The sequence below is a fragment of the Bifidobacterium tissieri genome, from assembly GCF_002259645.1.
GTDB lineage: Bacteria > Actinomycetota > Actinomycetes > Actinomycetales > Bifidobacteriaceae > Galliscardovia > Galliscardovia tissieri.
In genome coordinates, this window is record NZ_MWWV01000019.1 from 85,486 (window position 1) to 109,278 (window position 23,793).

Annotated in this window: 18 protein-coding genes, 2 pseudogenes and 1 riboswitch; of the genes and pseudogenes, 17 read left to right on the plus strand and 3 right to left on the minus strand. The window is 61.0% G+C overall.

The annotated features are described in order from the left end of the window. Positions 1-217 precede the first annotated feature (217 nt). The 7 genes from BTIS_RS10720 to ribH all read left to right on the plus strand — a co-directional run bounded on the left by BTIS_RS10720 (position 218) and on the right by ribH (position 8,067). The gene (locus BTIS_RS10720) at positions 218-1,345 is read left to right on the plus strand and encodes a branched-chain amino acid aminotransferase (RefSeq protein WP_094665324.1); all 1,128 of its coding nucleotides are present in this window, start codon (positions 218-220) and stop codon (positions 1,343-1,345) included. A 255-nt stretch (positions 1,346-1,600) separates the two neighbouring features. After that, positions 1,601-2,842: a Fic family protein gene (locus BTIS_RS10725; RefSeq protein WP_094665326.1), complete on the plus strand. Its 1,242-nt coding sequence runs from the start codon at positions 1,601-1,603 to the stop codon at positions 2,840-2,842. 316 nt (positions 2,843-3,158) lie between these two features. Beyond that, entirely contained in the window at positions 3,159-3,923 is a 765-nt protein-coding gene (locus BTIS_RS10730) for a trimeric intracellular cation channel family protein (RefSeq protein WP_245819425.1), read from the plus strand. A 152-nt stretch (positions 3,924-4,075) separates the two neighbouring features. Continuing rightward, a riboswitch (FMN riboswitch) is annotated at positions 4,076-4,235 on the plus strand. 158 nt (positions 4,236-4,393) lie between these two features. Next, the gene (gene ribD, locus BTIS_RS10735; protein ID WP_094665328.1) at positions 4,394-5,509 is read left to right on the plus strand and encodes a bifunctional diaminohydroxyphosphoribosylaminopyrimidine deaminase/5-amino-6-(5-phosphoribosylamino)uracil reductase RibD; all 1,116 of its coding nucleotides are present in this window, start codon (positions 4,394-4,396) and stop codon (positions 5,507-5,509) included. After that, positions 5,490-6,164, plus strand: a complete 675-nt coding sequence (locus BTIS_RS10740; RefSeq protein ID WP_094665330.1) for a riboflavin synthase — start codon at positions 5,490-5,492, stop codon at positions 6,162-6,164. Before ribD ends, BTIS_RS10740 begins: the two co-directional genes overlap by 20 nt. Positions 6,165-6,253: 89 nt before the next feature. Continuing rightward, a complete protein-coding gene (locus BTIS_RS10745) occupies positions 6,254-7,510 on the plus strand; it encodes a bifunctional 3,4-dihydroxy-2-butanone-4-phosphate synthase/GTP cyclohydrolase II (protein WP_169713094.1) in 1,257 nt (418 codons plus the stop codon). Positions 7,511-7,572: 62 nt separating this feature from the next. Beyond that, on the plus strand, positions 7,573-8,067 hold the full coding sequence (gene ribH, locus BTIS_RS10750) for a 6,7-dimethyl-8-ribityllumazine synthase (protein WP_094665332.1): 495 nt from the start codon (positions 7,573-7,575) through the stop codon (positions 8,065-8,067). A gap of 223 nt (positions 8,068-8,290) precedes the next feature. On the opposite strand, the gene rpsT is transcribed toward ribH, so the two are convergent. Further along, a complete protein-coding gene (gene rpsT / locus BTIS_RS10755; RefSeq protein ID WP_093959271.1) occupies positions 8,291-8,551 on the minus strand; it encodes a 30S ribosomal protein S20 in 261 nt (86 codons plus the stop codon). 192 nt (positions 8,552-8,743) lie between these two features. On the opposite strand from rpsT, the gene BTIS_RS10760 reads away from it, so the two are divergent. The 4 genes from BTIS_RS10760 to BTIS_RS10775 all read left to right on the plus strand — a co-directional run bounded on the left by BTIS_RS10760 (position 8,744) and on the right by BTIS_RS10775 (position 14,062). Then, positions 8,744-9,628: an aldo/keto reductase gene (locus BTIS_RS10760; RefSeq protein ID WP_094665334.1), complete on the plus strand. Its 885-nt coding sequence runs from the start codon at positions 8,744-8,746 to the stop codon at positions 9,626-9,628. A gap of 179 nt (positions 9,629-9,807) precedes the next feature. Continuing rightward, complete coding sequence (lepA, locus tag BTIS_RS10765) at positions 9,808-11,682, plus strand: translation elongation factor 4 (RefSeq protein ID WP_094665393.1); 1,875 nt, start codon at positions 9,808-9,810, stop codon at positions 11,680-11,682. A gap of 140 nt (positions 11,683-11,822) precedes the next feature. Then, positions 11,823-12,974 (plus strand): radical SAM family heme chaperone HemW, encoded by a 1,152-nt coding sequence (gene hemW, locus BTIS_RS10770; RefSeq protein WP_245819426.1) that lies wholly within the window; start codon positions 11,823-11,825, stop codon positions 12,972-12,974. A 95-nt stretch (positions 12,975-13,069) separates the two neighbouring features. Continuing rightward, entirely contained in the window at positions 13,070-14,062 is a 993-nt protein-coding gene (locus BTIS_RS10775; protein ID WP_094665338.1) for an aldo/keto reductase, read from the plus strand. A gap of 133 nt (positions 14,063-14,195) precedes the next feature. Here BTIS_RS10775 and BTIS_RS10780 read toward each other — a convergent pair whose 3' ends face one another. After that, complete coding sequence (locus BTIS_RS10780; protein ID WP_094665339.1) at positions 14,196-14,381, minus strand: type 2 periplasmic-binding domain-containing protein; 186 nt, start codon at positions 14,379-14,381, stop codon at positions 14,196-14,198. Positions 14,382-14,608: 227 nt separating this feature from the next. Between BTIS_RS10780 and BTIS_RS10785 the strand changes: the two are divergent. Next, positions 14,609-15,747: pseudogene (locus BTIS_RS10785) on the plus strand (IS30 family transposase). A 77-nt stretch (positions 15,748-15,824) separates the two neighbouring features. Next, a pseudogene (locus BTIS_RS10790) lies at positions 15,825-16,589 on the plus strand (substrate-binding domain-containing protein); the annotation flags it as partial. A 61-nt stretch (positions 16,590-16,650) separates the two neighbouring features. On the opposite strand, the gene BTIS_RS10795 reads toward BTIS_RS10790, so the two are convergent. Next, positions 16,651-17,271 (minus strand): TetR/AcrR family transcriptional regulator, encoded by a 621-nt coding sequence (locus BTIS_RS10795; protein WP_094665343.1) that lies wholly within the window; start codon positions 17,269-17,271, stop codon positions 16,651-16,653. Between the two features lie 232 nt (positions 17,272-17,503). Between BTIS_RS10795 and BTIS_RS10800 the strand changes: the two genes are divergently transcribed. From BTIS_RS10800 to BTIS_RS10815, 4 genes are all read left to right on the plus strand, one after another. Further along, positions 17,504-18,205, plus strand: coding sequence for an ABC transporter ATP-binding protein (locus BTIS_RS10800; RefSeq protein ID WP_044088313.1), 702 nt, complete (start codon positions 17,504-17,506; stop codon positions 18,203-18,205). Next, a complete protein-coding gene (locus tag BTIS_RS10805) occupies positions 18,199-21,555 on the plus strand; it encodes an ABC transporter permease (RefSeq protein ID WP_245819427.1) in 3,357 nt (1,118 codons plus the stop codon). Before BTIS_RS10800 ends, BTIS_RS10805 begins: the two co-directional genes overlap by 7 nt. Positions 21,556-21,584: 29 nt before the next feature. Further along, positions 21,585-23,108: an amidohydrolase family protein gene (locus BTIS_RS10810; protein ID WP_158216902.1), complete on the plus strand. Its 1,524-nt coding sequence runs from the start codon at positions 21,585-21,587 to the stop codon at positions 23,106-23,108. A 96-nt stretch (positions 23,109-23,204) separates the two neighbouring features. Further along, complete coding sequence (locus BTIS_RS10815; RefSeq protein WP_094665347.1) at positions 23,205-23,684, plus strand: flavodoxin; 480 nt, start codon at positions 23,205-23,207, stop codon at positions 23,682-23,684. Positions 23,685-23,793: the final 109 nt, after the last annotated feature.

Below are 23,793 nucleotides of genomic sequence, written 5' to 3' on the forward strand. Positions count from 1 at the left end.
GATGATTCCAGCCGATGGGCATGCCATCGGGGGAAGAGCCCACCATCAGTGTGGGCTCTTCTAATTTCAGGGATGCCTTGCGGTTTTCACAATATGAACTTTCTCTTATACCGGTAACGTGCATGTGAGAAAGTGTTACTCAGTTCGGTGCCAGAAGCGCTGACGACATACTGACTGCCGATTGCTGCGATCGGCAATGAATACAAAGAAGCTGAGAATGACAGAAAATACTCATCACGATCCGACGGCCCTGTCCAAGCTGGCCGACGCGTTCACCGTGCTGCCCAACGACAATCCGGCCTCCGACGCCAAGCGTCAGGAGCTCATCGACAAGCCGGCGTTTGGTCAGGTCTTCTCCGATAACATGACCCATATGACGTGGACCAAGGGCGAAGGCTGGTCCGATCGTCGCGTTGAACCGTATGCCCCGTTGAAGATGGACCCGGGCGCATCCGTGCTGCACTACGCGCAGGAATGCTTCGAAGGCCTCAAGGCCTACCATCACGCTGACGGATCCGTCTGGCTGTTCCGTCCGGATGCCAACGCCGAGCGTTTCCAGAACTCCGCGAAGCGTCTGTACCTGCCTGAGCTGTCCGTTGACGATTTCCTCGGCTCGGTGGCCGCTCTGGTCAAGCGCGACGCGGCATGGGTGCCCACCCGTCGTGAGTACACGCTGTACATGCGTCCGTTCATGTTCGCTTCCGAACCGTTCCTGGGTGTGCGTGCTCCGCAGGAGGTCGATTACTGCGTGATCGCCTCTCCGTCCGGCCCGTACTTCCCCGGTGGTGTCAAGCCCGTGAGCATCTGGGTGGAGGACAAGTGGTTCCGTACCGGCCCTGGCGGCACCGGCTTCGCCAAGTGCGGCGGCAACTACGCCGCCTCGCTGCTCGGCGAGTACACGGGTATCGAAAACGGCTGCGAGCAGGTTTGCTTCGTGGACGCCGCCACCAAGACCTACCTTGAGGAGCTCGGTGGCATGAATATGATGGCCGTGCACAAGGATGGTCACGTGGAGACCCCGTCCCTGACCGGTAACATCCTGCCTGGCGTCACCCGTCGTTCGCTAATCCAGCTGTTGCAGGACAAGGGTCGCGACGTCGTCGAGACCATGATCCCGCTCGAGCAGCTGCTTGAGGACATCAAGTCCGGTGAGGTCACCGAGGTGTTCGCCTGCGGTACCGCCGCCATCATCACCCCGATCGGACGCTTCAAGTCCGAGAAGTTCGACGTGACCGTCGCCGACGGTGGCTCCGGCGAGCTGACTGTCGCTCTGCGTAACGAACTGCTCGGCATCCAGCTTGGTGAGATCGAGGATCCGCACAACTGGATGTGGAAGGTCTGCTGACCTCCACGTTCGCGTTCGCGAATCGTTGCAAATAGCCGCTTGGCCCTACTCCTGATTGGGCTGAGCGGCTATTTCGTTGTGACCGCAGTTGATGCGTTTTGACCGTGTTTGACGGAAAAATGTGGGCAAAATGTGGGCGGAGCTCTTTCGTTGCTACGGATCTTATCCTTATCTATTGTTCCTTTTTGCCGAAAAGTGACAATAGAAGTAGAATTCTGGCAACTCTTTTGATTCAAAAACACTGAAAGGGGTCATATGCAATACAAAAGCATCCGGCAGATGACGCATATGAGCCGGTCCACGGAACCCCTAAAAACCATCGCCGAACACGAATACCAGCAACGGCTGGAGGGATGGAGCACATTCCGGTCAGGCATCGTCCTGCGCGGACACGAGGTATTCGTCGTCAATTTCCGGGAGCTCGCCACCATCCTCGACCGCGTCCGCGAACAGGAAAACATGGTGAACGCCCTCTGGAACGACCTGCCCCCCATCGCCCGACGCGCCTACATCATGGACCTCATCGGCGCCGAAATGCAGAGCACCAACAGCATCGAAGGCGTTCGGTCCACCCGCAAGGAGATCAGCGACGCACTCGAGACCGCCATGGCGAACGGTCCCCACAAACGGTTCAGCGAATTCGCCAAACTATTCCTCGCACTCAGCGACAACGATCCCGAACACCTCGCCCTCCCGCATAGTCTGGAGGACATCCGTTCCATCTACGATCAGGTGGTCTCCGGCGAACTGGACGACAACGACAAGCCGGACGGGGACCTGTTCCGCAACGGGCCGGTGTACATCGACGACGAGGCCTCAGGACGGCTCATCCACACGGGCATCACCCCGGAATCCGAGATCAAGGTGCTGCTCACCCAGTGGCTCGCCTTCACCGGCAACCGGGACGTACCACCGCTGCTGCGGGCCGCGATGTGCCATTTCGCGTTCGAGTACATCCACCCGTTCTACGACGGCAACGGGAGGACCGGACGATTCCTGTTCGCCCTGCAGCTCAGACGACACCTGAGCGTGCCCACCGCCATCAGCCTCAGCCCCGTGATCTCGGACGGCAAGGACCGCTACTACAAAGCGTTCGAGGATGCGCAGCACCCGTTAAACTGCTGCGATGCGAGCCTGTTCTCCTACCGGATGATGAAATTCGTAGCCGACGCACAGAACCGTATCATCGACGACCTGTCCGAGAAGCACGGTGCGTTTTCCCGCGCCAAGACCGTGCTGTACGAGATCGGACGGGAACGAGGCTGGACCGATGACCAGATCGACATCGTCGGCGTACTCATCCAGGAGGAACTCTTCGGAGTGCCCCCACACCGGGTCACCCGTCCACAACTACAGGAAGGATTGCGGTTCGGTCGCAAACGCGTGAACGCGGCACTGGAGCCATTGACTGCCGACGGCATCATGGCGACGGAGGGCGTGCGCCCGGTCCGGTATTCATTAAGCGCTGACGCGAGAAGACTACTGGGCGATAATTAACGACCGCGTTCGTGATGAAGTCCACGACGCCAGTGGCGGGGTGAATGACGTTCGTGAGACTGATGGATCACAATCAATATCACAGTCGCGTTTTTTGGTCTTCTGCTGTTCTCTTATCTACGATTTATTGAGCTGTTCCGCCTCGTCGTCCGACGTCATTTTGCCATCAGTGGTCCGTGCGAGCAGATCCTAGGCAAGACAGCAAGGTGAACATCCGGACAACAATGCCGTGGCTTCTGTGTGTCCTGATGCCATGGTGATACTCTTGGCGTCGTTCCGCGCAAGCTTGATGTTCGGCATACGGGGATGGGGAGGCATGGTGGATCAGGTCGCACTGGAAAGCAACGCCGTATTCATGGGAATCGAGTATCTGGCGATCTTCATCTGCGGTCTTTCCGGCGGACTGGCGGCGATCCGCAAACACTACGACCTGTTCTCCATTCTGGTCATCGCCTGGGTCACCGCGCTCGGTGGCGGCATCACCCGAGACGTGCTGCTGGGGGATCTGCCACCCGTCGGCATCACTGACAAGGGATTCGTGCTCACCGCATTGTTCTCCGGCATCATTGTTGCCGTGGCGCATCCGGAGATCGAGCACCTCAAATGGTCGATGATCGTCACCGACGCACTGTCGTTGGGCCTGTTCGCGGTCAACGGCACCGCCAAGGCGCTGGCCTTCCACACATCCGGAATGACCGCAGCCTTTCTTGGCATGTTCACTGCGCTCGCAGGCGGCACCATCCGCGATATTCTGCTCAACGAGGTGCCGTCCATTCTCCGGGACAAGCATCTGTACGCGGTGCCATCCTGTGTGGCATGCGTGCTCACTGTATTCGCCTACCGGGCATCGGTGCATTGGAATCTGGGCCTCAATGGCGAGATGGTGCTTGACGTCGCCATTGTGATTCTGGTGTTCGTACTGCGCGTGATATCGGTGAAATTCAACGTGACGTTCCCAGGTGCAATGGAACGCCATCATATGCACCTGCCGGCGCAGGGACGGTATCTTAAGCGTCCGGTCATCCATCCGGAGGGCCGTGACGATAATGGTGGTCGGAGGGATGACGACAACGACGACTGACCGATATCGGGAGCGACGGCTTCTGGAATCGTGCTGCCAGTACGACATTTACGACATCGTGTGACAAGGATCGCAGTCCATTATTCGGGCAATTTGGTGGATGCGGATGATTCTGTCAGTGCGACAGTGTTTAATCAAAGTCATAATTCAATACGCATCTTCAGGGCAGGGTGAAATTCCCGATCGGCGGTATAGTCCGCGAGCATAGAGATTGCATCGACAGATTTGAATCGACATGCAGGAGCGTAAACGCTCATGAACCGGTGGGATTCCGGTACCGACAGTTACAGTCTGGATGGAAGAAGAATGCGGCGGCGCAAAGCGCACTACAGCTTTCGCACGGCCACAGATGGATATATGCCCCTGAGTTCCCATGGAGTTCAGGGATTTTTCATATCCGGCCTTGCCATAGGTGGTGCGGCGCGTCGCCACGTACCCTGGACATGCTCTATCGCGTTGAAAGGGGAAACGTGGACGATAGAGATTTCATGTCCGTGGCATTGCGCCACGCAACATTGGGCATGGGCAAGGTAAGCCCTAATCCCATGGTGGGTGCCGTCCTCGTACGCGACGGCCGGATCATCGCGACAGGCCACCATGACCATTTCGGAGGCTGGCATGCCGAGCGCTCCGCACTGGAAGCGGCCAAGGCGCAAGGCGTTCCGGTACAGGGAACGACAATGTACGTCACCTTGGAACCCTGCTGCCATCAGGGCAAGCAGCCGCCATGCACGCAGGCGCTGATCGACAGCGGCATATCCCGCGTGGTGGTGGGATCCTCCGATCCGAATCCGCTGGTGGCAGGCAAGGGCATTCGCCTGCTTCGTGAGGCCGGCATCACCGTGGAGCAGGGGGTGCTCCGCGACGAATGCAATGCCCTCAACGAGATATTCATGCACTACATCGTGAACCGTACGCCGTTCGTACTGTTGAAATATGCCATGACGATGGACGGACGAATCGCCACGGCAGCCGGACGCTCGCGTTGGATCACCGGTGAGGAATCCCGCAGACGCGTGCACGAGGACAGGAATCGCTACTCCTCGATCATGGTCGGCGTCGGCACCGTCATCGCCGACGATCCCATGCTCACCTGTCGCATCGAAAACGGCCATAATCCGCTTCGCATCGTATGCGACAGCCGTCTACGCACACCGCTGGACTCCGCACTCGTGCAAAGCGCCCACGATGTGCCCACCGTGATCGCCACCTGCGTTCATGACGACGACCAGGCACGGCCATACCGCGATGCCGGCTGCGAGGTACTGACGATCGCAGCCGATGACGATGGCCATGTGGGCCTCCCCGCCCTGATCCGAAAACTGGGGGAGCGAGGCATCGACAGCGTGATGATCGAAGGCGGCTCGGCACTGGCCTGGTCCGCACTCCACTCCGGGATCGTCGACAAGATCAACGCATACATCGCGCCCAAACTGTTCGGTGGCGCCGCAGCACCATCCCCGATCGGCGGCGAGGGCGTGCAGGACCCCGCCGACTGCTACCGAATCACCGATAGAAGGATCCAGACGATCGGTGACGACATTCTGCTCGAAGGAGGCATCGCATATGTTCACCGGAATCGTTGAAGACCTTGGAACCGTGGAATCACTGACCCGAGGTGCCGATTTCGCCGCGCTCGCAGTGACCTCCGACGTCGTGGTCACCGATCACACGATCATCGGCGAGAGCATCGCGGTCAACGGCGTATGCCTGACCGTGACATCGATCCACGGCACGACATTCACCGCCGACGTCATGCACGAGACGCTCCGTCGATCCAGCCTCGGCACCCTGCGCAAGGGAAGTCACGTCAATGTGGAACGAGCCATGCCGGCAAACGGACGATTCTCCGGACACATCGTCTCCGGACACATCGACGGCACCGGCGTGGTGGAATCCATCGTCCCCGACGGCATCGCCACGGTCTACACGATCCGAGCACCCCGGAACCTCATGCGGTTCATCGCCGAAAAAGGCTCCATCGCCGTGGAAGGCGTCAGTCTGACCGTCACCTTCGCCAATGAGGAGACCTTCGGCGTGTCGATCATCCCACACACCGCCGGGCACACCGTACTTCCGGAGCGGAAGCCGGGATCCGTCGTCAATCTGGAAATCGACCCCAGCGCCAGATACGTCGACCGACTGCTGTCCATGCAAACCCAGGAAACCAACCAGTCGGGCACGGCAGCGGGTCCCGCCTCGCCGATCACCAAGGACTTCCTGCTGAGTCACGGATTCTGAACACCAGTAAGTGATAAGTAGCGAATTCAACAACCCGGCAACTCATACCAATTCATACCAACCATCCAATCTGCATTAAGGATCTCACCGTGAATCACAACACCAATACGCCAGACACTGATCCCGTGGCGCTCGCCATCCGTGACATCGCCGCCGGCAGGATCGTCGTCGTGGCCGACGACGAAAGCCGCGAAAACGAGGGCGATCTCATCTGCGCCACACGATTCGCCACCCCAGGCAACATCGCGTTCATGGCCACCCATGGCCGAGGACTCATCTGCACCCCGATGAGCAGTGAGATCGCCGACCGACTCGAACTGCCACCGATGTGCGCGTCGAACACCGATAATCATCACACGGCGTTCACCGTCTCCATCGATCATGTGACCACCTCCACCGGCATCAGCGCGCGCGACCGTTCCGTCACGGCGATGGCATGCATCGACCCCGATGCCAAGCCCGACGATTTCCGTCGTCCCGGACACATGTTCCCCCTAGTCGCGCGACCGGGCGGAGTGCTGGAACGCAACGGACATACCGAGGCGACCGTCGACCTTGCCCGACTGGCGGGATTGGAACCCTGCGGACTGTGCTGCGAAATGATGAAGGAGGACGGCACGATGATGCGTCGAGACGATCTCCAGTCGTTCGCAGCCGAACACGGTCTGGCCTATATCACCATCGCCCAGCTGCAGGAATACCGCCGTACTCACGAGTTTCCCCATACGGTCCGTCGTGTCGCCACCGTCGAGCTGCCCTCCCGCTACGGACGATTCACCATGGTGGGATATGAGTCCGAGAACGGCGGCGAACATGTGGCACTGGTAATGGGCGACGACATCCGGGCGGCGCTCGCCGGCGGTGCCCCCGTGACCGAGCCGGTGCTGTGTCGCGTCCATTCCCAGTGCCTGACGGGTGATGTGTTCGGTTCGATGCGTTGCGATTGTGGGCCGCAGCTGCAGGAGGCCATGAGCCGGATCGCCGAGCGAGGCAGGGGAGTGGTGCTGTACCTCAGCCAGGAGGGACGCGGTATCGGACTGCTTAACAAACTGCGCACCTACGAACTGCAGGAGCAGGGGTTCGACACCCTTGACGCCAACCTTGAGCTTGGATTCCCGGCAGATATGCGCGAATACGGTACAGCCGCGGCCATCCTTCGGGATCTCGGCATCGAATCGATCGATTTGATGACCAACAATCCCGACAAGATCGACCAGTTGAAGCGGGCGGGCATCACCGTTGCGGATCGTGTGCCGATCGTCATCGCACCGAACGAATTCGATACCCGATACCTGTTCACCAAGCAGCATCGCATGGGTCATCTCATGAACGTCCAGGCGGACTGAGGTCTCGCTTCGGGAAGATCAACAACAACCAAACAATCACACAACCAAAGGAGTAGCCAATCATGACCGTATTCGAAGGAAGCCTTGTCGCCAAGACCCAGCCGCAGTCGGGCAAGCCGGTGCGCATCGGCATCGTGGTCGCCCGATTCAACGAGTTCATCACGTCCAAGCTGTTGTCCGGTGCCCAGGACGGACTGCGTCGGCACGGTGTGGCCGACTCGGACATCGACGTGGCGTGGGTGCCGGGCTCGTTCGAGATCCCGATCGTGGCGAAGCGCATGGTGAACACGGGACGGTACGACGCCGTGATCTGCCTTGGTGCGATCATCCGTGGCAGCACCTCCCATTACGATCTGGTGTGCAACGAGACCGCCAAGGGCATTGCACAGGTGTCGCTGAATACGGACGTCCCGGTGCTGTTCGGCGTCATCACCACGGAAAACATTGAGCAGGCCATCGAGCGAGCGGGCACCAAGGCCGGCAACAAGGGATTCGATTGCGCGCTTGGCGCGTTGGAGATGATCGACGTGCTGCGTTCCATCGATGCCGGCGAGTGACTGGCTGAGATGATCGACTGCGAATAGACGCACGGATATAGGAAAAGCCCCACAGGAAATATCCTGTGGGGCTTTCACGTCTATGGGATTCACATCACCGTCTATGCGTACTGCACATCTCGTTCATACTGATGTATGATTCCATGCCCTCATGCTTATGCATTCACATGGTCATGGATCGTGAGGTGCATCCCGAAGCGCCTTACGAGCAGTGAACGATGAATCAGAGGGCGTTCACAGCGAGGGCCAGACCGGACTTGCGGTTGGCGGCCTGGTTCTTGTGGATGATGCCACGGCCGGCAGCCTTGTCCAGCTTCTGGGCGGCGACGCGGTAGGCGGCCTCGGCGGCGGCCTTATCGCCGGCGGCGATGGCTTCGCGGACCTTGCGCACGGCGGTCTTCAGCTCGCTCTTGTAGGCCACATTGCGGATGTGGGCCTTCTCGTTGGTCAGGACGCGCTTCTTCTGCGACTTGATGTTTGCCACTATGTACTCCAAACGACGTGTTCTAAACGGACATACGAGCGAATAGTATACCACGAGAATGAACCGAGGCCAACTCTTTAGAGGATTTTCTCCTACTGATCATGTTGGATCGCGGAAAGGCGGTGCTCGGAACGGTATCCTGAAAACGGTAATGCCGGCCTTCGCCGGTTCGAGCCGAGGAAAGGACAGGTCATGGCAGACAAGTACAACGGCGTGCAGGAGATTCAACTGAATGACGGTGTGTCGATTCCCCAGGTTGGATTCGGCACCTATCAGATCCCGGCTCGGGATACCCAGCGTGCCGTGGAGGAGGCGCTTGAGATCGGGTACCGTCACTTCGATACCGCCGCCGCATATTACAACGAGGAGGGCGTGGGCGACGCGCTTCGGGCGACGGGCATGGCGGGCAAGGTGTTCGTGGCCACGAAGCTGCGCAATTGCGATCAGGGGTACGAGCCCACCAAGGTCGCCTTCGAGGAGTCCCGCCGCAAGCTCGGCGTCGATGTGCTGGACCTGTATCTGATCCATTGGCCGTTCCCGGCGATCGACCGGTATGTGGAAACGTTCCGCGCCCTGCTCGATCTCAAGCAGGAGGGGGTGCTTCGCTCGGCCGGTGTGTCGAATTTCCTTCCCGAGCACCTTCAGCGACTCATCGACGAGACCGGTCAGGCGCCTTCCATTGATCAGATCGAGGTGCATCCCCGGTTCTCCCAGCCCGACGTCCGCCGGTACTGCGCCGAGCATGGCATTGCGGTGGAGGCGTATTCCCCGCTGGGCCACGGCGGCGACATGAGCGCCCCGGTGGTGACCGAAGCCGCCGAACGTCATGGTGTGAGTACGGCGCAGGTGGTGCTGCGCTGGCATGTGCAGTCCGGCAGGGTGATCATCCCCAAGTCGTCGCATCCCGAACGCATGCGTCAGAATCTTGATCTGTTCGGATTCGAACTGACCGAAGCCGAGATGAACGCCATCGATGCGCTGCATGATCCGCAGGGACGCATCTCGGGTGATCCCGCGACCAACGTGAACTCGCAGTCGTGGGCGGACCAGTTCTCCCGCGGCAACGTCGTGCGCTGACCCGCCGATTCTGTCCGATCCCGTTGATCCTCTTCCGTGCCGGTTGCGAACGCATGCGTGACCGGCACGAAAGCCGCGCCCGCGGCCGTGCCGTCAATGGTGACAACGGTTGATTGTAAACTAGTGATTTTGGAATAACGTCGCATGCACATGCGGTTGACAAGGAGACTAGTTTGGCGATTGAGCAGAAGAACAAGCCCGGTTACACCGATCAGTCATTGATTCGCAATTTCTGTATCATCGCGCATATTGATCATGGCAAGTCCACGGTGGCCGATCGCATTCTTCAGTTGAGCGGCATCATCGAGGAACGTGAGATGCGCGACCGCTTCCTCGACCGCATGGATATCGAGCAGGAGCGCGGCATCACCATCAAATCACAGGCCGTTCGCGTGCCGTGGACCTTCGACGGTACCGAATACACGCTTGGCATGATCGACACCCCCGGACACGTCGACTTCACCTACGAGGTGTCCCGTGCCCTGGCCGCATGCGAGGGCGCGGTGCTGCTGGTCGACGCCACGCAGGGCATCGAGGCGCAGACGCTGAGCAACCTGTACATGGCCATCGACCACGATCTGACCATCATCCCCGTACTCAACAAGATCGACCTTCCCAGCGCCGAACCGGAGAAGCACGCCGAGGAGATCGCCGGCCTGATCGGCTGCGACGTCTCCGACGTGCTCAAGGTGTCGGGCAAGACCGGCGAAGGCGTGGCGGAACTGCTCGATCGCATCGTCACCGACATCCCCGCGCCGCACGGCGACCCCAACGCCCCCGCACGCGCGTTGATCTTCGACTCCGTCTATGACTCTTACCGCGGCATCGTCACCTACATCCGTATGGTCGACGGCGAGCTCAAATCCCGTCAGAAGATCCATATGATGGGTCTGGGCACCACGCACGACCCGATTGAACTGGGTGTGATCAGTCCTGAGATGCAACCGACGCAGGCGCTTGGCGCAGGCGAGGTGGGATACGTGATCACCGGCGTGAAGGATGTCAGTCAGTCCAAGGTGGGCGACACCGTCACCGAGGATGCGCGCCGAGCCGTCGAGCCGCTGCCAGGCTATCGTGATCCCAAGCCCATGGTGTATTCCGGTCTGTTCCCGATCGACAACGCACAGTTCCCGGATCTGCGCGACGCTCTCGACAAGCTCAAGCTCAACGACGCCGCCCTCGTCTACGAACCGGAGACCTCGGTCGCGCTGGGCTTCGGCTTCCGATGCGGATTCCTCGGCCTGCTGCATATGGAGATCGTCTCCGAGCGACTCGCCCGCGAATTCGGCCTCGACCTGATCTCCACCGCGCCCAACGTGACCTATGAGGTGACGATGGAGGATCGCAGCGTCCACATCGTCAAGAACCCGAGCGAATTCCCCGACGGCAAGGTGAAGAAGATCGTCGAGCCCATGGTCGCCGCAGACATCATCCTCCCCAAGGAGTTCATCGGCGCGGTTATGGACCTGTGCCAGGAGAACCGCGGCCAGATGGGCACCATGGAGTACATCAGCACCGACCGTGTGGAGATGCACTACCGCATGCCATTGGCCGAAATCGTGTTCGACTTCTTCGACCAGCTCAAGAGCCGCACCAAGGGATACGCATCACTTGACTATCACGAGGACGGCGAACAGTCGGCCGATCTCGTCAAGGTCGACATCCTCATCCAGGGCGAGAAGGTGGACGCATTCAGCGCCATCGTGCACCGAGACAAGGCGTACAGCTACGGTGTGATGATGACCAAGAAGCTGCGCGAGCTCATTCCCCGCCAGCAGTTCGAGATTCCGATCCAGGCGGCCATCGGATCGCGCATCATCGCACGAGAGACCATCCGTGCCCTGCGCAAGGACGTGCTCGCCAAGTGCTACGGCGGTGACATCAGCCGTAAGCGCAAGCTGCTCGAGAAGCAGAAGGCAGGCAAGAAGCGCATGAAGATGCTTGGCCATGTCGAAGTGCCGCAGGAGGCGTTCATCGCCGCCCTGTCCACCGATGAGCCGACCGACCGCGACACCAAGGACAAGATTCGCGCCGCACAGAAGAAGGAAGGCTGATCCGGCTGGGTCCCATCCCACTGAGTCAGTTGAGTCAATAGGCCCCTCCGATATCCATCGATATCCCTCGAGGGGCCTCCGTCGTTGTTGAAAGGGTCGGCGAATTGGCCTACGAAATCTACATTCACGTGCCGTTTTGCATGAGACGCTGCGGATACTGCGACTTCAACACCTATACCGCCCGGGATCTGGGCGGGGGAGCCAGCCGCGGCAACTACGCGACCATGGTGATCGAGGAGATGCGCATCGTGAAACGATGGCAGCTCGAGCATGGCATCCACGAGCCTGCGGCAAGCACGGTCTTCTTCGGCGGAGGTACGCCCACCATCCTGCCCGCGAACGATCTGAACCGCATACTGGCCGCCGTCCGTGACATCTGGGGTATCGAGGATGGGGGCGAGATCACCACGGAGGCCAATCCCGATACGGTGGATGCCGACTACATCGCAGCGCTCGCCGACGGAGGATTCACTCGTGTCTCATTCGGCATGCAGTCAGCCGTTCCGCATGTGTTGCGCACGCTGGATCGTACGCATACGCCGGCCAATGTGGAAGCGGGGGTTCGTGCCGCGGAACGCGCGGGCATGCGCTCCAGCGTGGATCTGATTTACGGCGCACCGGGGGAAAGCCTCGACGATTGGCGGGCATCGGTGCAGACTGCCATCGATCTGGGTGTGAACCACGTCTCCGCCTATGCGCTTACGGTCGAACCGACCACCAAAATGGGCCGGCAGATCGCCGCCGGTACGTTGCCCAAACCCGACGATGATGATGAGGCATCCAAATACGAGATCGCCGATGATCTGCTCACGGCGGCGGGTCTCGAATGGTACGAGGTGTCCAATTGGGCAAAGCCCGGCTACGAAAGCCGACATAACCTTGGCTACTGGAAAAACGTTGACTGGGCGGGAATCGGTCCCGGGGCGCACTCGCACTACAATGCCCGTCCGAACATACCGGATATGAAGGCCTTGCGTTCGTGGGACATCGCGCACCCGCGCCTATGGGGCACCGCCATCAGTGAAGGTCGTGTGCCATGGGCGGGCAGTGAGGAGATCACCCCGGACGAGAACCTTGAGGAGCTCATCATGCTGGGACTGCGCATCCGCGAAGGCCTGGATCTCACCATGCTGAACCGTGTCGCTCCGACATCGGTGACGTACAAGGACGTTCAGCCGATGATCGACGAAGGCCTGATCACGATGGAGCACGACCGCATCGTGCCGACACGGCGAGGCCGTCTGCTCAACGACACCGTCATCGAGCATTGCTTCGCTCTCGTTGGTGTATGACCGGACATACAAGAGAAGCATTGGACGCGAATCTCGTGAAGGCGAATAATCGGGTACGTAAGCGGAGAGTAAGTCGTGTCGGCAAAGGAGACGTTATGGAATACACGAAACTCGGCAACAGTGACGTGACCGTATCTCGCATCTGCATGGGATGCATGGGATTCGGAGATTCGACGAAGGGACAGCATTCATGGATTCTGGATCCCGATGCGTCCCGTGACATTATCGCCTACGGATTCGATCACGGTATCACGTTCTACGACACCGCCATCGGCTATGCGGGTGGTACCAGCGAGGAGTACGTGGGCCGCGCACTGCGTTCGATCTCACCCGATCGAGACGCCTACCAGATCGCAACCAAGTTTCCGCCTCGCACGGCCGAGGAGATCGAAAACGGCGTCAATGGTCGGCAGCATGTGCTGAACAATCTCGACGCCAGCCTCAAACATCTCGGCCTCGACTATGTGGACCTGTACATCTGCCACATGTGGGACTATCACACCGACATGGCCGAGGTTCTGGAAGGCATGAACGAAGCGGTCAGGTCCGGCAAGGCGCGCGCCATCGGCATCTCCAACTGCTACGCCTACCAGCTTGCCAAAATGAACGATCTGGCTGAACGCAACGGTTGGGCCAAGTTCGTGTCCATCCAGAGCCACTACAATCTCATCGCCCGTGAGGACGAACGCGAACTGGTTCGCCTGTGCCACGAGGACAACATCGCCATGACCCCATACAGCGCGCTCGCCGCCGGCCGACTGTCCCGACTGCCCGGCTCGGCCTCCACCAAGCGGCTGGTCGAGGATCAGGTGGCGCATTCCAAGTACGACGCCACGGAAGCGCAGGATGACGTGATCGTCAACCGCGTGGCTGAGGTCGCCGCCGCGCATGACACGTCGATGACGGCGGTGTCGCTCGCATGGCTGCTCACCAAGGTCACGGCCCCTGTGGTCGGCATGACCAAACCTCATCATGTCGATGGCGCGATCGACGCCGTGAACCTGACACTGACGGACGAGCAGATCGTCTATCTGGAAGAGCCGTACGTGCCGCACAAGCTGGTGGGCGTGATGGCGTTCAATCACTGACCGAGGGATACCGGTCGACGTTTGGAAGGGATGACGTCAGGAAGGTGTGTGGCGGTAGCCGTTCCGCGGTTGCCGCCACACACCTTGTTCGTTTCCTTTCGGGAAGGCGCGCATGCGAACGGTCATGCCTGGGTCATGCCTGGTCGCGCTCGCCAAGAAACCTGATGAACGCGGCTGCGGCCGATGAGGGCGTCGCCTGTTTCTTCCATACGATGATCGAACCGGTCTCGATCGGAGGCGCCAAGGCGAGGGACCGAACGCCGTCGTAGGCTGCTCCGGTGTCGATGCACAGGCACGCACCCAAATCGGCGGCGACCATGGCCGCCGCGTTGATGGGCAGATTGCAGGTGCCGACGATCCTCGATTCGTCGAAATACCCCCCGAGCCAGCTTGCCGCAGGGCGGGTTCTAGTGATCGTTGCAACGCCTGACCGACCGGCAGGAGGATCAGGTGGGCAGGTGGGTGTTCGAGGGCGTGGGGTACGCGACGAGGTCGCAGATGTGCGCGGCGCGGCGCCGCCGGTACGTCGAGCATCTCGAGGCGGGCATGAACTTCACGCAGGCCGCGCGGGCGGTGGGCGTGTCCAAGCGCACCGGCAAGGTGTGGCGCAACGGAAGGACACGTTTCACGGGAAGGAACGAGAAACCATCGGTGGACTGGTATCGTTCCACCGTGGATGTTCCCAGGAAGATCAGCTCGAGGTATCTGAGCCAGGACGAGCGCGTCAGCATCGCCGACTGGAGGAAGGCCGGCATGGGCGTGCGCGCGATCGCGCGCAGGCTCAACCGTCCGGCGTCGACCGTCAGCCGCGAGCTGGAGCGCAACATGAACCCCGCGACCGGCATGTACGAGCCGTACCGGGCCCAGCAGATGAGCGCCGACCGGCTCAGACGGCCCAAGCCGGCGAAGGTGCATACGGTGCCGGGCCTGCTCGACTACATCCGCTCCGGACTGAAGGCGCATTGGAGCCCCGAGCAGATCGCGGGGTGTCTGCGGGCGGACTTCCCGGATAATGAGGACATGCACGTGTGCACGGAGACGATCTACCAGGCCATCTACGTCCAAGCCAAGGGAGAACTGAAAAAGGACATCGCCAAGGCCCTCAGGAGCGGGCGGGCCCGACGTCGGCCCCACGGCCAGGCGGACTCGCGCAAACCCCGCTTCCGCGAACCCATGGTGATGATCTCGCAAAGGCCCGCCGAGGTCGAGGACCGTGCGGTGCCCGGCCACTGGGAGGGCGACCTGATCTGCGGCGCGGCCAACAAAAGCGTGATCGGCACGCTCGTGGAACGCACGACACGGTTCACGATCCTCCTGCACCTGCCCGACGGGCACGACGCCGAACACGTCCAACAGGCCGTCATCCATAAAATGCGGCACCTGCCCAGGCTCCTGCGCAACTCGCTGACCTGGGACCAGGGAAGCGAGCTCGCCCTGCACAAGCGCATCTCGACGGCCCTGGACATGCAGGTCTACTTCTGCGACCCGCACTCCCATGGCAGCGCGGCACCAACGAGAACACCAACGGGCTCCTGCGCCAGTACTTCCCCAAAGGCACCGACCTAAGCATTTACCCAGAAGACTACCTGGACGCGGTCGCCGAGGAACTCAACGACAGGCCACGCAAAACACTCGACTACAGGAAACCCAGCGAAAGAATCCTCGAGCTCATCAACGCCGCATGATACGATCACACCATTCCAAAGACCACCACTCAAGGTGGCAATCACTCAGGTGTTGCAACCACCACTAAAATCCGTCCAACATTGTTTCGCTGGATGAATCGGACATGGGGTCGGTCGAGGCGCGCGTGCGTATGGGGCTGTCCGTGCGGCCGGCGGGCGTCATCGTCTATGAGTATGGCTGGGCCGGCGTCGAGGCGCTGAAGCGGCTGCCGAAGGACGTGCCGTCCGTTGTGGTGGGAGGTGGTTTTGGCGACGGAGACTATCAGGTGATTAACGCCGAGCGCGACGGCGGACGTTGGATGACGATGCACCTGCTGGATCTGGGGCATGAGCAGGTCCTCCATGTCGCATGGGATCGTGAGACCGGCGACAACTCACGCTCGAACGGCTGGCGTGATGCGCTTGCCGAGCGTGGTGTCGAGGCTCTGGAACCGATTCTGGCGCCCTTCGGCGACCTCGGCGCGGCGGTCTCGCTCGGGCGGACGCTCGGCGCACGCAAGGATGTGACCGCCATATTCGCCGCCACCGACGAGATCGCCATCGCGGTGATGAAGGGGCTGCGCGAGGCGGGCCAGCGCGTCCCGGATGACGTGAGCGTGGTGGGGTTCGACGATATGCGCTTCGACGCCATGTGGGAACCGGCGCTCACCAGCTACACCCAGAATTTCCATGAGATGGGGGAGCGGGCCTTCCGCATGCTGTATGGGCAGATCGAGGCCCAACGCACCGGCCGTGAGCCGCCGCCCGCACAGGTCGAGGTGGTGCAGGGTCGTCCGCGACTGCGCGCTTCCGAGCGCACGCCGTTGAATCCGTCGAAGAATACGAGCCATGGGTCACGGTGAGCGGGGTCCCACATGGCACCACCATGACAGCGCGATGTGCCAGACCTGGGCGCGAGCGCAGTCACCACAGAATGTCCGCCGGTGCGGTGGTTTTGTTGTGTTCGATAATGAGACATATTTCCTCAGGGGATTCTTTGCATCCTCGTCGAATCCACAGCCAGACGATAGAGGCGACGGCGGAGACGAGAATTTCCATCGCATAGTCGGCCGGAATGCCGTTGTAGATGGTTTGTGGTTCGGCGTCTCGGTGTTTCGCTTGCGTGATGATGAGTCGTTTGAGCACGTCCTTGAAGCGCTCGTAAAGAGACATATCGTTGCCGGATTGTGATATCGCGTCGAAGAATGCATAGTCGTTTTTCACATATTGCAGTGCTTTGGCGATGGATTGAGATTGAAATACGTCAACGACTGATTTGCCGGCTTGACTGATCGTTGGTTCGGTTGGATTGACGCGTTCGACGAGAATGCGCGTCAAATCGTCAATGGTGTCGTTGATGAGTTGTTGGCGCAGGTTGAACTTGTCGACATAATGCATATAGAACGTGCCGCGATTGATGTCTGCGGTTCGAGCGATATCGCTGACGGTCATCGCTTCGAAGCCTTTCGACTTAACCAGCGTGGTGAATGCGGACTTGATTTTGGCTTCGGTTTTCGTATTGCGTTTGCCGGTTGCGGATGCCATGGGCTTCTCCTCAAGTATGAGTTGAGTTGTGTGATCGGCTATTGCTGAATCATAGCAATCTACAACAGAATCTATCAACATGCTGTTCATTTAATGCCATAATGAACGGATTTTATAAGTCTGTTCAATTTGAACAGAATGGCAGAAATCGTTCGTTGACATGGCTTTTGTGCCGTCTTTATCATCATGGCAGTGAATCAACATGTTGTTTATTCAAAGGAGGGTGGTATCGATGGCCTACATTGAAATGATGCATAGTTTCAAGCGTTACCATATGGGCGACGCCACTATCGTCGCCAACAACGACGTGAACTTCAGCATCGAGAAAGGCGAGCTGGCGATCATCCTCGGTGCATCCGGCGCCGGCAAATCGACTGTGCTCAACATTCTCGGCGGCATGGACACCAACAGCGAGGGGCAGGTGATCATCGACGGCAAAGACATTTCGAACTACACTGCACGGCAGTTGACCGACTACCGCCGCACCGATATCGGGTTCGTATTCCAGTTCTACAACCTCGTCTCGAATCTCACCGCGAAGGAGAACGTCGAACTCGCTTCCGAAATCGTGCGCGATGCGCAGGATCCGGTTCAGGCGCTCGTGGATGTGGGGCTGAAGGACCGCATCGACAACTTCCCGGCGCAGCTCTCCGGCGGTGAGCAGCAGCGCGTCGCCATCGCCCGCGCTGTGGCCAAGAACCCCAAGATTCTCCTGTGCGACGAGCCGACCGGTGCGCTCGACTACAACACCGGCAAGCAGGTGCTGCGCATCCTGCAGGACCAGAGCCGCGTCAAGGGCGCCACCGTGGTGATCGTCACCCACAACTCCGCCATCGCGCCCATCGCTGATCGCGTGATCCACATGCATGACGCGCGAGTTAAATCCATCGAGGTCAACGAGCACCCCATGGACATCGAGGACTTGGAATGGTGAACGCTATGACGTCTCGCAGGCTTCGCAGACCTCGCAAACGCATGCTGTGGCGCGACATCCGTGCCACCCTCGCCAAATCCAAGGGGAGGTTCGCCTCCATCGTGAGCCTCATGGCCCTAGGATCGTTCGCCCTCGTGGGTCTGTTCGCCACCGCGCCCGACATGCGGGCCACAGGCCGCGCGTTCTACGACGAGCACAATCTTGCGGATGTGACCGTGATCAGCGACTACGGCCTAACCGCCGACGACGAGGCGATCATTCGTGGAACAGCCGGCGTGAAGGACGCCGAATTCGGCTACTTCAAGGATGTGACGATCGCGGACAGCGATTACAGCCTTCGTATCCACTCGCTGCCCGAGACCGTCTCCACCTATGAGGTCGTGGAGGGCCGACTACCGCAAGCGGCCGGGGAGATCGCGCTTGACTCGGGGGAGCGTGATCGGTTCGCCGTGGGCAGCTCCATCCGCGTGACCGAACTGCCGGACCTCGCCGGCGACACCGTGCTCAGACGGACCGACTTCACCGTGGTCGGCTTCGTAGAGGCCAGCGACATCGTCTCCAACCTCAACATGGGACAGTCCACCGCCGGATCCGGCGAACTTGACGGATACGCCGTGGTCACTGCGGGCACGTTCGACTCGTCAGTGGCAATGATCGGCCGCGTCACCTTTGAGGACACAGCCGGACTGAACTACTGGGATGACGCCTACCGCGACCGCGTGCAGGACCACAAGACCATGCTCTCCCGGCGGCTCGCCAACCAGCCCGCCGCCCGCCGCGACTCCATCCGCTCCGAACGCCGTGAGCAGATCGCCAAGGCGCAGGAGCAGGTGGACGACGCCAAACAGCAGCTCGCGGACGCCCAAACTCAGCTCGACGACGCCAAGGCGCAGATCGAATCCGGCAAGGACCAGATTACCCAAGGCCAGCTCGACGCCGTCGATCAGGCATCCTCCGCGGCCGCCGAACTCGCCGGCGCCACCGCGCAGATCGCTTCCGCCAACTCCACGCTCTCCGCCGCCCAAACCCAGCTCGACGCCGGCGCACAGCAACTCAATCAGGGCCAGAGCGGTCTTGAACTCACCTGGCAGCAGCTCAATCAGGCCGGCAAGCAGCTCACCGTGGCCCGCGCGGCGCTCGACGCATCCAAGACGGCGCTCGACGCCACTGGCCGTCTCCTAGCTTCATGGGAGAAAACCGGAATAACCGGCAGGGCATACCAAAGCTTCAAGGGGCGGTACGATCAGGCGCTCGCCGACTGGAACACGGCCGCGGACACATACAACGCCATGCTGAACCAATACAACAGCGGCCTTGAACAGTTCAACGAAGGGGCTGCCAAGCTCGATCAGGGATCCGAGGAGTACCAAAAGAACGCGGCCGCGATCGCGGAAGCCCAAAAACTGCTTGCATCCAGGCAGACTGAACTCGGGCACGCCGTCTCCACGGCCGCATCCGGATCGGCGTCCGACGGTGCCTCACAGATGATCCAAGGCCAGCGCGACCTCGAGAAAGCCGAGGACGAATACGACCAGAAGCTCAAGGAATTCAATGACGCCAAGCCCGAGGCCGAGAAGCAGATCGCTGACGCGGAACGTCAGATCAAACTGGCGAGCGAAAAGGTGGACACCCTCGAAGTGCCCGCGTACTCGATCGACGGACGGCGTGAGGGACTCACCTCCGAGGGATATCGCGTGTACGAGATCATCGCGGACATCGTCATGAAACTCGCGCGCATCTTCCCGATCTTCCTGTACTTCGTGGCCGCGCTGGTCACGTTCACCACCATGGGCCGCATGGTGGATGAGGAGCGCACCAATTCCGGCACCCTCAAGGCGTTGGGATACGGGAACGCGGACATCATGAAGAAATTCCTCGTCTACGGCTTCTCCGCCTCTACAGCCGGCACGGTTCTGGGTGTGGCGGCCGGGCACACCATCCTGCCGCTCATTGTCTACCATGCCTACGATTCCGGATTCACCATGCCGCGCATCGAGCTGCACTTCCATCTGGGCGTGACCGCCGCCGCGTTTCTGCTTGCATGGGCGAGCGCCGTGGCGCCCGCGTGGATCGCCGCGTCCCGCGAGCTCAAGGAGAGGCCCGCCGCGCTGCTTCTGCCCAAACCGCCCGCCAAGGGCTCGAAGATCTTCCTCGAGCGGATCACGCCCGTGTGGGACCGCCTGAGCTTCACCCGTAAGGTCACGGCCCGCAACCTATTCCGTTACAAGTCTCGCGGCTTCATGACCATCTTCGGCGTGGCCGGCGCGGTGTCGCTGCTCACCGCGGGGCTGGGCGTACAGGCGTCGATCGGCCAAATCAGCGAGCGCCAGTTCGGCAGCATAATTCATTATGACCTGATCGTGGCGGAGAAATCAGACAACAACGCGGACCAGCGCGACGCCGTATCCAAGGCCGTCGCCCCGGCGGACGGGGATGACGGCAACAGGGCGATCGACCAATCCGCGCCGATCCGCTACGAGGAGCTCACCACCACCGCCGGCAAACAGGGCGACAAGCAGACGATCACGCTCATCGTCACCGACGACGCCTACAACTTCGGAGACTACATCACCCTGCGCGACCGCGTCTCGCACGACCCGCAGGTCCTGACCGACCGAGGCGCGATCATCTCCGAACGCATGGCGGACATGCTCGGTGCCAAGGCCGGGGATGCCATATCCGTGACGGATCCCGACGGCACGGAGCGCAAGGTGCGCGTGGACGGCGTGACCGAAATGTACATCGGCCACTTCATGTTCATGTCCTCCGGTGGCTACGGTCGCGCGTTCGACGCCGACTACCAGTCCAACGCCTACATGGTCCGTCTCAAGGATTCGTCCGTGGGCAACGCCAACAGGCAGGGAGCTGACCTTATGACTGTGGACGGGGTCAAGGGCGTGGTGCAGAACATCACCATGAGGAACCAAGTGGCCACGATCGTCGACTCGCTCGACCAGATCATGGAGGTGCTCATCTTGGTGGCCGCGCTGCTTGCGGTGGTGATTCTCTACAACCTCACCAACCTCAACGTGTCCGAACGCATTCGCGAACTGTCCACCATCAAGGTGCTCGGCTTCCATACCGGGGAAACGACCATGTATATCTATCGTGAAACGATCATCCTGTCCGTGCTCGGCGTGTTGGCGGGATACGGGTTCGGGGCCGTCCTGCACCGTTACATCATCACCGAGGTGCCGCCCGACGAGGTCATGTTCGACCCGGCCCTCGCCTGGTCTGCGTTCGCCGTGCCGCTTGCCGTGGTGGTCGTGGTGCTCGCCATGCTCGGCTGGGTGGTCTGGCGCCGCCTCAAGGACGTGGATATGCTCGGTGCGTTGAAGAGCGTGGAATGAGCCGGGAATGGAGGAAGAAAGGAAAACCTATGAACCATCCGGTCGAATCGAATGATGCCGCTCCGCTGCGCTTCCGCGGCAAGGTCGACTTCCAGTCGCACTACCTGCCGCCTGCGTACCTGGAATTCCTGCGTGCGCATTATCCCGGCAACCCGGACGGCTATCCCACGCCCGACTACTGGACTCCCGACTGGCAGCGCGACAAGATGGACCTGCTCGGTATCGCCTACGCGCATTTGGAGCTTTCCTCGCCGAACGTCTTCCTGCCGCAGATGGACGACTGTCTGCGGCTGGCCCGGAAGATCAACGACCAGGGAGCGGCGATCGCCGCCGAGGACCCAACCCGGTTCGGTCTGATTGCCACGTTACCACTGCCGTGGGCCGAGGCATCCGCGGCGGAAGCCCGGCGCGCGCTCGACGAGCTCAAGGCTGACGGCGTGGGACTGACGACCAACCATCACGGCGTGTACCTCGGCGACCCCCGGCTCGACCCGGTGATGAGCGAACTGGACGATCGTGGCGCTATGGTGATCGTCCACCCCACCGCGCCGCCCGTGTCCGTGCCTGGCGCATGCGAGGGCCTGTCCCTTCCTGCTTTCGAGTACTTCGTGGAAACCACGCGGGCCTTCACCAACATGGTGCTGGAGGACACGTTCGTCAAGTTCCCGAGCATCCGTTGGGTGATACCGCACGCCGGCGCGTTCGTTTCCATTCTCGCCGACCGGTTCGAAAGCTTTGCGTTCATGCTGCGCTTCGCTGATCCGGACCGCCGTGTCGACTATATGGACGCCATGTCCCACGTGTATTACGACCTCGCCGGATTCAGTGAGCCCAAGCAGCTAGCCGACCTTCTACGCAATGTGCCGGACACCCACCTGCTGTACGGGTCGGACACCCCCTACACGCCCATCGAGGCGGTGCTCGGTCAGGCTCGGGCGCTGGAGGGGACCGACAAGCTCACCGAGGAGCAGAAGTGCATGGCGTTCACCGGCAACGCGCTCGCCATCAACCCGAAGCTTGCGAGGATCCCGGCCTTGGTCCGGGCGGCCTCCGAACCCGCGGGGGATGTCGCGGTGAAGCGGGACGGACGGTGGCATGTGCGACTCCTGCACGATCTCTTCCCGCGCAGACATGTGGCCGTGCGCGTACCCGTTCCGCCGCACGAGGCGGCCCCGAAGATAGCCGGAACCGTCCGCGATGCCGCCGCCGCGCGTCTTACGCCCGACCCCGGCGACGACCCGGCACTCACCGCCCGCTACGACGTGCGGCTCAACTCGCCGGTGGGCGTAATTGCGATTCCCGTGATCGTCTCCTACGACGACGCGACCCGAACATCGTTCCACGGCAAGGCGAAGGTCATGGGAATCGTGGCATCCTACCGGGATGGCGTGCGCGACGGGACGCGGCATTCGTTCGACATTCGCGTGCGTCTGCCATTCGGCCCGCTCACCGTCCACCTCAATGCTGACGTGTCCGAACCCGACGGCTCGGTCGCGGGCACGGCCGTCGCGCCCCATCGCAGGCCCATGCCCTTCACCGGCCGGCGGCGCTGATCGATCTCGCATGCGTTTGTCTTCGAGCGCTTGAGGTGGGTATTACTGAAATCGAACGACAGACTGCCCGTATCGGGATGAAGGAAAGGAAGCATCATGTCCAAGCGCATGCTTGTCACGTATTTCTCCGCCACCGGCACCACGCGTGAGGTCGCCGAACGCCTCGCGCACGCGATCGGCGCCGACCTCAAGGAAATCGAACCCGCCGAGCCGTACACCGCCGCCGATCTCGACTGGCGTGACTCCGGCAGCCGCACCAGCGTCGTGCACCGCAACCGCGACATTCGTCCGGCGTTGAAGACTCCGATCGACGTGAACGGCTACGACGTGGTGTTCGTCGGATACCCGCTGTGGTGGGAGACCGCGCCGCGCGTGGTGCGCACGTTCCTCGAAAGCGAGGACTGGGAGGGCAGGACCAGCGTCACGTTCGCGACCTCCGGATCCAGCACGCGCGGTGCCGACGGCGTGCAGTTGCACGATTCGGCCCCCGCCGCCCATTGGGTGCCGGGTCGCCGCGTGGGCGCAAACGAGAGCGATACCAAACTCGCCAAGTGGGCCGAGGGGCTGGCTTTGTAAATTGTAAAGTCGGCCGTCGCGCCGCGAACGCCATATGGGGTTGCCGAACCATTGATGTCCGGCGGCCCCATTGGTCTCGTCAATACCGATTTCGACTGCACTCTGGTGG

Bases quoted from the DNA above. Each gene is read 5' to 3' on its own strand.
- BTIS_RS10795 (WP_094665343.1), bottom strand. From the start codon at position 17,271: ATGGCATCCGCAACCGGCAAACGCAATACGAAAACCGAAGCCAAAATC.
- BTIS_RS10725 (WP_094665326.1), top strand. From the start codon at position 1,601: ATGCAATACAAAAGCATCCGGCAGATGACGCATATGAGCCGGTCCACG.
- BTIS_RS10775 (WP_094665338.1), top strand. From the start codon at position 13,070: ATGGAATACACGAAACTCGGCAACAGTGACGTGACCGTATCTCGCATC.
- BTIS_RS10780 (WP_094665339.1), bottom strand. From the start codon at position 14,381: ATGGTCGCCGCCGATTTGGGTGCGTGCCTGTGCATCGACACCGGAGCA.
- BTIS_RS10720 (WP_094665324.1), top strand. From the start codon at position 218: ATGACAGAAAATACTCATCACGATCCGACGGCCCTGTCCAAGCTGGCC.
- BTIS_RS10730 (WP_245819425.1), top strand. From the start codon at position 3,159: ATGGTGGATCAGGTCGCACTGGAAAGCAACGCCGTATTCATGGGAATC.
- BTIS_RS10800 (WP_044088313.1), top strand. From the start codon at position 17,504: ATGGCCTACATTGAAATGATGCATAGTTTCAAGCGTTACCATATGGGC.
- BTIS_RS10740 (WP_094665330.1), top strand. From the start codon at position 5,490: ATGTTCACCGGAATCGTTGAAGACCTTGGAACCGTGGAATCACTGACC.
- BTIS_RS10760 (WP_094665334.1), top strand. From the start codon at position 8,744: ATGGCAGACAAGTACAACGGCGTGCAGGAGATTCAACTGAATGACGGT.
- BTIS_RS10810 (WP_158216902.1), top strand. From the start codon at position 21,585: ATGAACCATCCGGTCGAATCGAATGATGCCGCTCCGCTGCGCTTCCGC.
- ribH (WP_094665332.1), top strand. From the start codon at position 7,573: ATGACCGTATTCGAAGGAAGCCTTGTCGCCAAGACCCAGCCGCAGTCG.
- hemW (WP_245819426.1), top strand. From the start codon at position 11,823: ATGAGACGCTGCGGATACTGCGACTTCAACACCTATACCGCCCGGGAT.
- BTIS_RS10815 (WP_094665347.1), top strand. From the start codon at position 23,205: ATGTCCAAGCGCATGCTTGTCACGTATTTCTCCGCCACCGGCACCACG.
- BTIS_RS10805 (WP_245819427.1), top strand. From the start codon at position 18,199: ATGGTGAACGCTATGACGTCTCGCAGGCTTCGCAGACCTCGCAAACGC.